The organism is Streptomyces sp. NPDC024698 (assembly GCF_055559015.1).
In genome coordinates this window covers 156,274-168,681 of sequence record NZ_JBVHLK010000017.1, presented here as the reverse complement: position 1 = coordinate 168,681, position 12,408 = coordinate 156,274, and the positions used below count along the sequence as shown (strand labels likewise).

The window sequence follows — 12,408 nt, the reverse complement described above, 5'->3', positions numbered from 1 at the left end:
TGGAACATCGACTCCTTCGACCAGTGGGGCGTCGAACTCGGCAAGGTGCTCGCCAAGCGCGTCGAGCCCGCCCTCACCGAGGGCGCGGACGTCCCAGGACTGGACGCGTCGACCCAGGCCCTCGTCGCCAAGTACCGCGCCCTGCGCGGTCGTTGAGCCTGTCTGAGGGGAAGCGGGCGGCGGGAGTCCGCCCGCTTCCCGTACCTCCCCGATCGCCGAGGCGGCGATCGCCCCAGGGGGCGGGGGCGGACGGGTCGGGTGAGCGATGTGTCAAGTGAATCGAACGTGAGGGCGTACACCCCCACATCATGTGTTCGATTTCTTCACAACGGGCGCATATCTTGTCGACGATCTCTGGCGTGCCGCTACGGGTGAGCTGATAGGGAGTTACCTCCAGGGGGGCCTGTGAGGTGGCGACCCCTGCGCACCGACGCCCAGGAGGTATTCGCCGTATGCCCGATCAGTCCCGCACCGTGTACGCCGCCGAGGATCCAGGTCTCGACCGGCTGAAGGCCGTTCTCGATGGATGGCGCAACTCTCTGCTGGACATGGGCGGGCGCAACCGGCTGCTGAACTTCAAGCACACCAGAACGGCGACCCTGGAGATCACCACGCCGTCCGCGGACGCGCTTCTCGCCGATCTCGCCAAGGGCTGGGAGTTCGCCCCCGTCGTCGAGACCGCTGACGCCGAGGAGCCGGGGGACGAGCGGACGGGTGGCGAGCAGACGGGTGGCGAAAGGCCCGTGTCCGGCGGGCGACGGCCCCGGGCCGGACTGGTCACGCAGAAGGCCACCCAGGCCTCACTGGACAGTTCGCTGTACCAACTGCGGCAGAAGTCCGGCCAGATGTACAACGACTACGGCCTGTGGGTGCTGTGGCTCGGCGTCGGCATGCTCGACTGGCGCGAGGCCGGCGCCGATCAGGGCAGCGCCGCCCCCCTGCTCCTCGTCCCGGTCGAACTGCGCAGGGACAGCAACCGGCGCTGCCGCCTCCACCTGGCCGACGACCAGGACCGTATCCACAATCCGGCGCTCGCCGTGAAACTGGAACGGCTCGGTGTCGACTGGAGCCGGGTCACCGCCGCCGACGTCACGGACCCGTCCGCCGTGATGGCCGCCGCCCGGTCGGCCGCGGTCGGCCAGAAGGACTGGTCCGTGGAGGAACGGGTGGTGCTCGGCCTGTTCGCCTCGCACCGGGAGGCCATGTACCAGGACCTCCAGCAGAACGAGGAGCAGGTGCTCGGCCATCCGCTGGTCCGTGCCGTCGCCCTCGGACCCGACTCCGGTCTGCCCGACGACCTGATCGCCTTCGAACCGGTCGACCTGGATCGCATCGACGACGTCCAACTGCCCGAGCGGACCCCTCTGGTCCTCGACGCCGACGCCTCACAGCGGCAGTGCATCGCCGCCGCCCTCGACCAGCGGTCCTTCGTGATGAGCGGCCCGCCCGGCACCGGCAAGAGCCAGACCATCACCAACATGATCGCCGCGCTCATGCACGCGGGGCGCAGCGTGCTGTTCGTCAGCGAGAAGGCCGCGGCGCTCGACGTCGTACGCAACCGGTTGCGCGGTGTGGGACTCGGGGACTTCGTGATGGCGCTGCACAGCGGTGACACCAGCAAGAAGGCGGTGGCCACCGAACTCGCGCGGGTGCTGACCACCGAGGTCCGGGTGACCGGCGCCGCGGAGCATGAACTGGAGCGGGCCCGCACCCTGCGCGAAGAGCTGTCCGCCTACGCCGCCGCCATGAACGAGACCCGCGAGCCCCTGGACCGCAGCCTGCACGACGTCCTCGGACGGCTCGTCCTGCTGGAGCGGTCCCACACGCCCCGGCTGCCGCTCGCCGCCGAGAACGCCGGAGCCGTCCGTGACCTGACCGCCGGTGCCCTCCAGGAACTCGCCACCGCCTCCCGGACGGTCGGCCGCGCCTGGCGTCCGGCCGTCGAGGGCGATTCCTTCCCCTGGCGCGGACTGACCGGCGCCTCCCCCCATCAGGTGGTCTCCGAGGCCGCCGACGCCCTCGACGCCCTGGTGACCGCGACGGGTCGGCGTCCCTTCGCGGCGACGCAGGACGAACCCCGCTCGGTCCACGAAGTCCGCGCCCTGGTCCGCTCCTTGCGGGCGGGGCTCCCGGACCCGGAGGGGACGGCGCCCGCGGACGGCGGCCTCCCGGACGACGTGTCGGCCCACGTCGCGCAGCTGGCCGACCTGTTCGGTCTGCCCAAGGCAGACCGGGCGGAGGCCGCGTTCGCCCTGTGCGAGCTCGCCGATCTGACGGACCACAGCCATCTGCCGCCACGCGGCTGGTTCGAACAGGACGCCCTGCACCGGGCGCACACGGCGGCGGCGGAGCTGCGCCGTGCCCTGGAAGCCGAGGCCACGGCCCGTGACCGGGCCTCGGACGTCTTCGGCGAGCAGGTGCTCGCCTGTGCCGAACTGCGGGAACTGGCGGACCGGTTCGCCGGTCGCCACCGCGGACTGATGGGGCGCTTCTCGGCCCAGTACAAGGAGGACCGCTCGGCCGTGGCCGCGCTCGCACGCGACAGCCTCTGGGACAGATCACTGCCCGGGCGACTGGAGGACGCGCTCGCCTGGCGCGGGGCCGCCGCCGAACTCTCCCGGCTGACCGAGCGCCACACCGCTCTCCTCGGCCGCTATCTTCCGCGCACGGGGGAGGCCCTGGCGGACCTCGGCCTCGCGCTGTCCACGGCCGACCGCATCGCCGTCCTCGGCCAGGACGCCGGCCACCGCGAGACGCTCGCCGAGCGGCTCTCCTGCGACGCCGACACGGACCGGCTCCCGCGGCTGCTCGCCGAGAACATCCGGCAGTCGCTCACCGCCTGGTGCGCCACGGTCGCCGCCCGGGCCGACCGCTGGACCCGGTCCGCCGAGGATCTGCTCGCTCTGTTCGACACCGCGCGCCGCACCCAGCTCTCGGCCGGTCTGCTGGGCCTCTTCGACCAGGCCCACCAGTCGATCGCGGTCCTGCGGGGCGACGAGCAGGGGCCGGAGATCTGGCACGCCCATGTCGACGGCCTCGCCGTGCTCGCCCGCCACGGTGCGGACGACCTCGTGAGGAGCGCGGCCGAGCGGGGTGTCGAACCCGGCCGGCTGTCCGATGTCGTCGAACAGGCGGTGCTGCGCGCCTGGGCCGACGGCATCCTCGCGAGCGACACCCGCCTGCGCCGATCCCGCTCCGACGACCTCGACGCGCGGGTGAGCGACTTCCAGGACGCCGACCGCCGGCTGATCGCCGCCGCGGGCGGCGCCGTCATCGAGGCCTGCAACAAGCGGCGCCCGCGCCGGTTCGCCGGGGGAGCGGGTGCCGTCATCGTCCGGGAGGCGGAGAAGAAGACCCGGCACATGCCGGTGCGGGAACTGCTCGGCAGGACCCGGGACGTGGTCCAGTCGATCAAGCCCTGCTTCATGATGAGCCCCTTGACGGTCAGTCAGTTCCTGCCTCCGGACTTCCACTTCGACGTCGTGGTCTTCGACGAGGCGTCCCAGGTCCGGCCCAGTGACGCGGTCAACTGCGTCTACCGGGGGCGCACGCTCGTCGTGGCCGGTGACGACAAACAGCTGCCGCCCACCTCGTTCTTCGACTCCTCGGTGGACGACGACTCGGACGAGTACACGCAGGACGTCCCGGACTCCTTCGAGTCCCTGCTGCACGCCTGCAAGGCCGGCGCCATGCGTGAACTGCCGCTCCGCTGGCACTACCGCAGCCGTCACGAGAACCTGATCACCTTCAGCAACCGGGAGTTCTACGGCAACGCGATGGTGACGTTCCCCGGAGCACTGGACGAGGGCAACGACGTCGGCGTGGCCTTCCTCCGGGCCGACGGCGTGTACGACCGCGGCGGGCGGAGCGACAACCGCCTGGAGGCGGACTTCGTCGCCCGGCGCGTCCTGCACCACTTCGACACCCGGCCCGGCAGGACGCTGGGCGTCGTCGCGCTCTCCCAGGCCCAGGCCTCGGCCATCGACCAGGCCGTGCAGCAGGCGAGGCTCGCGCGCCCCGATCTCGACCACTGCTTCACCGAGGACCGTCTCGACGGCTTCTTCGTGAAGAACCTGGAATCCGTCCAGGGCGACGAGCGCGACGTGATGATCATGTCCGTGGGGTACGGCCCCGATGAACACGGCAAGCTGGGACTGAACTTCGGGCCCGTCAACAAGGGCGGGGGCTGGCGCCGCCTCAATGTGGCGGTGACCCGCGCCCGTTACCGCATGGAGGTCGTCTCGTCCTTCCGGGGCACGAGCCTGTCCGACAGCTCCAACGAGAGCGTGCAGTACCTGAAGCGCTATCTCGAGTACGCGGAGAACGGGCCCTCCGTCCTCGCTCGCGACGTCGTCCAGGCGGACGCCGAGCCGGACAGCCCGTTCGAGGAGTCCGTCCTCGCCGTCCTGCGGGACTGGGGCCACCAGGTGCAGCCGCAGGTCGGCGTCGCCGGCTACCGCATCGACATCGGCCTGCGCCATCCACGACTGCCCGGTGCCTACGCGCTCGGCATCGAGTGCGACGGTGCCATGTACCACTCCTCCCGGGCGGCCAGGGACCGGGACCGGCTGCGGGAGCAGGTCCTGAACGGACTCGGCTGGCGGCTCCACCGGATCTGGGGCACCGACTGGTACCGCGGGCGCGCGGCCGCCGAGCTGCGACTGCGGGAGGCGGTCGACGGGGCGATCGCCCAGGGGCCTCTTCCCGCGTCCGTCCCGGCGCCGGCCGCGCCGCCGTCGTTGTCGGCGGGGGAACGGACGAGGGCCGGCTCCCCGGAGGGGCCGTCCTCCGGGGAACCGGCCGATGATCCGGCCGCGCCGATGCCGGTGGCCGGTGTGGGTGTGCCGGCCACCGCGCCGATCCTGCCGGGGCCGGCGGAGCCTGCGTACGAGCGGGTGCCGGTCGACGGTGACGCGGAACGTGACTGGAGCACGGTGTACCGGACCGAGACGGTGGTGCTGCGGCCGAGCCACGAACTGCACACGCCCGAGGCCCGCCCCGCGTTGCGCAGGCTCCTGGCACGGGTCATCGAGGTCGAGGGGCCCATCCACGAGGACCTGCTGGTGCAGCGGGCGCGCGAGGCGTGGGGGGTCGCCAGGGCGGGCAGCCGTATCCGGGACAACGTCCGGGAGGTGGCGCGCACGCTGGTGTCCTCGGGGCGCGTGGCCGTGGACGGGGCGTTCTTCGCCACGGAGGGCCACGCCGTCGTCGGCGCCCGGCGTCCGGAGGGCGGTGACTCGGCCCGCAAGGTCCTGCACATCGCCCCCGCGGAGCGGTACGTGGCGCTGTGCGAGCTGGCCGCCGAGTGCCCCGGCATGTCCGAGGACGAGCTGATCAAGCAGGCCTGCGAGTTCTTCGGATGGCGCCGTACGGGCAAGGACATCCGCGACCGCCTCGCGGCCGACATCGCGGAACTGCGCCGACGGGGCCGGCTGGAGGGCGACCTCGGCCGCGTCAACTCGGCCCGCTGACGGGGCCGTTGTGGCGGGGCACGGCCACTCGGTCAACTGGCGGGGGCCGTTGTGGCGGGGCACGGCCACTTGGTCGGCTGACAGGGGCCGTTGGGGCGGGGTGCAGCCGCCGGACCCCCACCCGCCCGGCGGCGGGACCCGCCCCGCCCGCGGGCGGGGAGGCCGCGTCGCGAGCCGTGCGGTGGGGTGGAACGTGCCGGGGCGGCAGGGTCTCGTGACCCTGCCGCCCCGTTCAGCGGTTCCGTGGCTCAGCCGCTCAGCCGCTCAGCCGCTCAGCCGCTCAGCCGCTCAGCCGTTCAGCCGTTCAGGCGGACGCCGGTGGATACAGCGCCCGCGGCAGCTGGGACGCCGCCGCCGCGTCCAGGAGCCACAGGGTGCGGGAGCGGCCGTACGCCCCGGCGGCCGGGGCCTGGATCTCGCCCGCGCCCGACAGGGCGATCGCGGCCGCCTCCGCCTTGTCCTCCCCGGCCGCGAGCAGCCACACCTCACGGGCGGAGCGGATCGCGGGCAGGGTCAGCGAGATCCGGGTCGGCGGCGGCTTGGGCGCGCCGTGCACGCCCACCACCGTCCGCTCCGTCTCCCGCACCGCGGGCAGCTCCGGGAAGAGCGAGGCCACGTGCGTGTCCGGGCCGACGCCCAGCATCAGCACGTCGAAGGCCGGGACCGGACCGTGGTTCTCGGGCCCGGCGGCCTTCGCGAGCTCCGCCGCGTACGACTCCGCCGCCGCCTCGACGTCGGCGCCGTAGGGACCGTCGGACGCGGGCATCGTGTGCACCCGCGCCGGGTCCAGCGGCACCGCGTCGAGCAGGGCCGCGCGGGCCTGCGTGTCGTTGCGGTCGGGGTCGCCCTCGGGGAGGTAGCGCTCGTCGCCCCACCACAGGTCCAGACGCGCCCAGTCGACGGCGTCCCGGGCGGGCGCGGACGCGAGCGCCGCGAGGAGCCCGTTGCCGTTGCGCCCGCCGGTGAGCACGATCGACGCGGAGCCGCGCGAGGCCTGCGCGTCCACGATCTTCGTGATCAGCCGTGCCGCCGCGGCCTCGGCCATCAGTTCCTTGTCGCGGTGGACGACGAGCTGCGGAGTGTTCACTCGGCGGCCGCCTTGCCCGCCGCCTTCTTGGCGAGCCTCTCGGCCACCCCGGCGGGGGAGTCCTTGGCGACCGGGGCCGCCTTCGTGGCGGTCGCGGTGCCGCCCGAGGACGTGGACCCGGCGGTGTCCGCCGGGGCGTTCAGCCGGTCCACGCCGAAGCGCAGCGCCGAGGCGTAGGTGTCGTCCGGGTCGAGGCGGCGCAGCTCCTCCGCCATCAGCTCGGCCGTCTCCCGGCGCTTGAGCGCCACCGCGCGGTCGGGCTGCCCCTGGATGGACAGCGTGGCGAGGGTGCCGTCGGCGCGGTCCAGGACGATCGGGCCGCAGCTCGTGTCCAGCCGGACCGCGGTGAGGCCGGGACCCGAGGACAGCGACCGCTTGACGGGGACCTCCAGCCGGTCCGCGAGCCACATCGCGAGCAGCTCGCAGCTCGGGTTGAACTCCTCGCCCTCCACCTCGACCGCGTCCACGTCGCAGGTGACCTGGTCCAGGGCCGCGGCCAGCATCGAACGCCACGGCGTGATGCGGGTCCACGACAGGTCCGTGTCGCCCGGGGTGTAGGCCTCGGCGCGGGCGTTGAGCTCCCGTACCGGGGCCTCGGCCGCGTAGGTGTCGGTCACCCGGCGCTGCGCGAGCGCGCCGAGCGGGTCCTTCGCCGGGTCGAGCGGCGCGTTGACCGGCCACCAGACGACGACGGGGGCGTCCGGCAGCAGCAGCGGCAGCACGACCGACTGGGCGTGGTTGATCACCTCGCCGTACAGGCGCAGCACCACCGTCTCGCCGGTGCCCGCCTCCGCCCCGAGCCGCACCTCGGCGTCGAGCCGCGACGTCGTGCGGTCGCGGGGCGAGCGGGAGACGCGCTTGATGACCACGAGGGTACGCGAGGGGTGCTCGCGCGAGGCCTCGTTGGCGGCCTTCAGGGCGTCGTAGGCGTTCTCCTCGTCGGTGACGATGACGAGGGTGAGCACCATGCCGACGGCGGGTGTGCCGATGGCGCGGCGGCCCTGGACGAGCGCCTTGTTGACCTTGCTGGCCGTGGTGTCCGTGAGATCGGTCTTCATGGGCGACGCCAGCTCCGTCCGTCTCGTTCGAGCATCTCGTCCGCCTCGACGGGTCCCCAGGTGCCCGAGGGGTACTGCGCGGGCTTGCCGTGCTTGTCCCAGTACCGCTCGATCGGGTCGAGGATCTTCCAGGACAGCTCGACCTCCTCCGTGCGCGGGAAGAGGTTCGAGTCACCGAGCAGCACGTCGAGGATCAGACGTTCGTACGCCTCCGGGCTCGACTCCGTGAAGGACTCGCCGTACGCGAAGTCCATCGAGACGTCCCGGATCTCCATGGAGGTGCCGGGGACCTTGGAGCCGAAGCGGACCGTGACGCCCTCGTCGGGCTGGACGCGGAAGACGATCGCGTTCTGGCCCAGCTCCTCCGTCGCCGTGTGGTCGAAGGGGGAGTGCGGGGCGCGCTGGAAGACGACCGCGATCTCGGTGACGCGCCGGCCGAGCCGCTTGCCGGTACGCAGGTAGAACGGGACGCCCGCCCAGCGGCGGTTGTCCACCTCCACCTTGATCGCGGCGAAGGTGTCGGTCTTCGACTTGGGGTCGATGCCGTCCTCCTGGAGGTAGCCGACGACCTTCTCGCCGCCCTGCCACCCCGCCGCGTACTGGCCCCGGACCGTGCTCTTGCCCAGGTCTTTCGGGAGCCTGGTCGCGCTGAGCACCTTGGTCTTCTCCGCCGCGAGCGCGTCCGCGTCGAAGGAGGAGGGCTCCTCCATGGCGGTCAGCGCCATCAGCTGGAGCAGGTGGTTCTGGATGACGTCACGGGCGGCGCCGATGCCGTCGTAGTAGCCGGCGCGGCCGCCGATGCCGATGTCCTCGGCCATCGTGATCTGCACGTGGTCGACGAACGACCGGTTCCAGATCGGCTCGAACATCGTGTTGGCGAAGCGGAGCGCCAGGATGTTCTGGACGGTCTCCTTGCCGAGGTAGTGGTCGATGCGGAAGACCTGGTCAGGGGCGAATACCTCGTGCACGATCGCGTTGAGGTCCTCGGCGGACGCGAGGTCGTGGCCGAAGGGCTTCTCGATGACGGCGCGGCGCCAGGAGCCGCCCGACTGCTCCGCCAGCTTGTGCTTCTTCAGCTGCTGGATGACCACCGGGAACGCGGACGGCGGCACGGACAGGTAGAAGGCGAAGTTGCCGCCCGTGCCCTGCGCCTTGTCCAGTTCCTCGATGGTGGAGCGCAGCCGGTCGAAGGCGTCGTCGTCGTCGAAGGTGCCCTGGACGAAGCGCATCCCCTGGACGAGCTGCTGCCAGACCTCCTCGCGGAAGGGGGTGCGGGAGTGCTCCTTGACCGCGTCGTGGACCTCCTGGGCGAAGTCCTCGTGGGCCCACTCGCGGCGGGCGAACCCGACGAGCGAGAAGCCCGGCGGCAGCAGACCCCGGTTGGCGAGGTCGTACACCGCGGGCATCAGCTTTTTACGTGACAAATCGCCCGTGACGCCGAAGATGACCAGGCCCGACGGCCCCGCGATACGCGGGAGCCGTCGGTCTGCGGGGTCACGCAGCGGGTTGCTGCTCGACAAGATTTCAGCCCTCCGAAGGGGCGAGGCGCCGGAGCTCCGCCTCGGTCGACTTGAGCAGGTCGTTCCAGGCGGACTCGAACTTCTCGACGCCCTCGTCCTCAAGGAGCTGGACCACGTCGTCGTACGAGATCCCGAGCTTCTCGACGGCGTCGAGTTCGGCGCGGGACTGCTCGTACGTACCGGCGATGGTGTCGCCGGTGATCTGCCCGTGGTCCTCGGTGGCCTCCAGCGTGGCCTCCGGCATGGTGTTCACGGTGTTCGGTGCGACGAGCTCGTCGACGTACAGGGTGTCCTTGTACGCGGGGTCCTTGACGCCGGTCGAGGCCCACAGCGGACGCTGCTTGTTGGCCTGCGCCCGGTCGAGGACGGCCCAGCGGTCCGTCGAGAAGACCTCCTCGTACGCCTGGTAGGCGAGCCGGGCGTTGGCGACGCCCGCCTTGCCGCGGGCGGCCTTGGCCTCGGGGGTGCCCTGGGCGTCGAGGCGCTTGTCGATCTCGGTGTCCACGCGGGACACGAAGAAGGACGCCACGGAGTGGATCTTCGAGAGGTCCAGGCCGCGCTCCTTGGCCTTCTCCAGGCCCGCCAGATAGGCGTCCATGACCTCGCGGTAGCGCTCCAGCGAGAAGATCAGCGTGACGTTGACGCTGATGCCGAGGCCGATGACCTCGGTGATCGCCGGCAGACCCGCCTTGGTGGCCGGGATCTTGATGAGGGTGTTGGGGCGGTCGACCAGCCAGGCGAGCTGCTTGGCCTCGGCGATCGTCGCCGTGGTGTTGTGCGCCAGACGGGGGTCGACCTCGATGGAGACCCGGCCGTCCTGGCCGCCGGACGCGTCGAAGACGGGCCGCAGGATGTCGGCGGCGTCGCGGACGTCCGCCGTGGTGATCATGCGCAGGGCCTCTTCGACGGTGACCTTGCGGGCGGCGAGCTCGGTGACCTGCTGCTCGTAACCGTCTCCGCTGCTGATCGCCTTCTGGAAGATCGACGGGTTGGTGGTGACGCCGACGACGTGCTGCTGGTCGATCAGCTCGGCGAGATTGCCGGACGTGATCCGCTTGCGCGACAGGTCGTCCAGCCAGATCGCGACGCCTTCCTCGGAGAGGCGCTTGAGTGCGTCTGTCATGGAAATTGCATCTCCTACGTGTCGTATGTCGGCGTCAGCGCTGGGCTGCGGCGATCGATTCCCGGGCGGCTTCCGCGACGTTCTCGGCGGTGAAACCGAATTCGCGGAAGAGCACCTTGGCGTCGGCCGAAGCACCGAAGTGCTCCAGCGAGACAATGCGTCCGGCGTCTCCGACGAACCGGTGCCAGGTGAGACCGATTCCGGCCTCGACCGAGACACGGGCCTTCACGGAGGGCGGCAGGACGCTGTCCCGGTACCCCTGGTCCTGCTCGTCGAACCACTCCACACACGGCATGGAGACGACCCGCGTGGGGATGCCCGCGGCCTGGAGCTGCTCACGCGCCTCGACGGCCACGTGCACCTCGGAGCCGGTGCCGATCAGGATGACCTCGGGCGCGCCGCCCTCGGCCTCGAACAGCACGTAACCGCCCTTGGCGGCGTTCTCGTCCGCCTCGTACGTCGGCACGCCCTGCCGGGTCAGCGCCAGACCGTGCGGGGCGCCCTTGCCGAACACCTTGGTGTAGCGCCTGAGGATCTCGCGCCAGGCGATGGCCGTCTCGTTGGCGTCCGCGGGGCGGACGACGTTCAGGCCGGGGATGGCGCGCAGCGAGGCGAGGTGCTCGACCGGCTGGTGGGTGGGGCCGTCCTCGCCGAGGCCGATCGAGTCGTGCGTCCACACGTACGTCACCGGCAGGTGCATCAGGGCCGACAGGCGGACCGAGTTGCGCATGTAGTCGGAGAACACCAGGAAGGTGCCGCCGTAGATACGCGTGTTGCCGTGCAGCGCGATGCCGTTCATCTCCGCGGCCATGGAGTGCTCGCGGATGCCGAAGTGGATCGTGCGGCCGTACGGGTTCGCCTCCGGCAGCGGGTTGTCCGCCGGGAGGAACGAGCTGGTCTTGTCGATCGTGGTGTTGTTCGAGCCGGCAAGGTCGGCGGAGCCGCCCCACAGCTCGGGGATGACCGCGCCGAGGGCCTGGAGGACCTTGCCGGACGCGGCGCGGGTGGCCACACCCGTGCCCGCCTCGAAGACGGGGAGCTTCTCCTCCCAGCCGCTCGGCAGCTCCGCCGCCGCGATGCGGTCGTACTCCGCCGCGCGCTCCGGGCTGGCGGTACGCCAGGCGGCGTAGCCCTTCTCCCACTCGGCCTTGGCCTGGGCACCGCGGTCCAGCGCCTGGCGGGTGTGGGCCAGCACCTCGGCGGCGACGTCGAAGGACTTCTCCGGGTCGAAGCCGAGGACACGCTTGGTGGCGGCGACCTCGTCGTCGCCGAGCGCCGAGCCGTGGGCGGCCTCGGTGTTCTGCGCGTTCGGGGCGGGCCAGGCGATGATCGAGCGCATCGCGATGAAGGACGGCTTGTCCGTCACCTTCTTCGCGGCCTCGATCGCGTTGTAGATGGCGTGCGGGTCGAGGTCGCCGTCCGGCTTCGGGGCGATCCGCTGCACGTGCCAGCCGTACGCCTCGTAGCGCTTGACCGTGTCCTCGGAGACCGCGGTCTCGGTGTCGCCCTCGATCGAGATGTGGTTGTCGTCCCACAGCAGGATCAGATTGCCGAGCTCCTGGTGCCCGGCCATGGACGAGGCCTCCGCGGAGATGCCCTCCTGGAGGCAGCCGTCACCGGCGATCGCGTAGATGAAGTGGTCGAAGGGGGACTCGCCCTGGGGCGCGTCGGGGTCGAACAGACCGCGCTCGTAGCGGGCGGCCATCGCCATGCCCACCGCGTTGGCGACACCCTGGCCGAGCGGACCGGTCGTGGTCTCCACGCCCGGCGTGTGACCGTACTCGGGGTGTCCGGGGGTCCTGCTGCCCCAGGTCCTGAAGGACTCCAGGTCCGTCAGCTCCAGGCCGAAACCGGCCAGGTAGAGCTGGGTGTAGAGGGTCAGGGACGAATGGCCGGCGGACAGCACGAAGCGGTCGCGTCCAACCCAGTCGGTGTCCGACGGGTCGTGCCGCATCACCTTCTGGAAGAGGGTGTAGGCGGCGGGCGCCAGGCTCATGGCCGTACCGGGATGGCCGTTGCCGACCTTCTGTACGGCGTCGGCGGCTAGGACGCGGGCGGTGTCCACGGCCCGCTGGTCCAGCTCGGTCCACTCGAGGTCTGTGGTGGTCGGCTTGGTGCTCACCCTGGGTCAGGGCTCCTCTCCACATGT

The 12,408-nt window shown here is 71.6% G+C and carries 7 protein-coding genes; 2 read left to right on the top strand and 5 right to left on the bottom strand.

Features of this window, described 5'->3' with window-relative positions; all coding sequences use genetic code 11:
- Both ACZ4AA_RS29495 and ACZ4AA_RS29490 read left to right on the top strand, forming a co-directional pair.
- Positions 1–156, top strand: a 156-nt coding sequence (locus ACZ4AA_RS29495) for a hypothetical protein (protein WP_467609488.1), incomplete at its 5' end; no start/stop codon positions are given.
- A gap of 296 nt (positions 157–452) precedes the next feature.
- Positions 453–5,471: a DUF3320 domain-containing protein gene (locus ACZ4AA_RS29490; protein WP_467609470.1), complete on the top strand. Its 5,019-nt coding sequence runs from the start codon at positions 453–455 to the stop codon at positions 5,469–5,471.
- Positions 5,472–5,775: 304 nt separating this feature from the next.
- Here ACZ4AA_RS29490 and pgl read toward each other — a convergent pair whose 3' ends face one another.
- Genes pgl through tkt form a run of 5 tightly spaced genes read right to left on the bottom strand, consistent with a single transcriptional unit; the run spans position 5,776 to position 12,381 of the window.
- Positions 5,776–6,558, bottom strand: a complete 783-nt coding sequence (pgl, locus tag ACZ4AA_RS29485) for a 6-phosphogluconolactonase (protein WP_467609468.1) — start codon at positions 6,556–6,558, stop codon at positions 5,776–5,778.
- A complete protein-coding gene (gene opcA / locus ACZ4AA_RS29480) occupies positions 6,555–7,616 on the bottom strand; it encodes a glucose-6-phosphate dehydrogenase assembly protein OpcA (protein WP_467609466.1) in 1,062 nt (353 codons plus the stop codon). Before opcA ends, pgl begins: the two co-directional genes overlap by 4 nt.
- Positions 7,613–9,139: a glucose-6-phosphate dehydrogenase gene (zwf, locus tag ACZ4AA_RS29475; protein ID WP_467609486.1), complete on the bottom strand. Its 1,527-nt coding sequence runs from the start codon at positions 9,137–9,139 to the stop codon at positions 7,613–7,615. The genes opcA and zwf overlap by 4 nt, the downstream gene beginning before the upstream one ends.
- A 1-nt stretch (position 9,140) precedes the next feature.
- Complete coding sequence (gene tal, locus ACZ4AA_RS29470) at positions 9,141–10,259, bottom strand: transaldolase (RefSeq protein WP_467609464.1); 1,119 nt, start codon at positions 10,257–10,259, stop codon at positions 9,141–9,143.
- Between the two features lie 34 nt (positions 10,260–10,293).
- The gene (gene tkt, locus ACZ4AA_RS29465; protein ID WP_467609462.1) at positions 10,294–12,381 is read right to left on the bottom strand and encodes a transketolase; all 2,088 of its coding nucleotides are present in this window, start codon (positions 12,379–12,381) and stop codon (positions 10,294–10,296) included.
- Positions 12,382–12,408 lie beyond the last annotated feature (27 nt).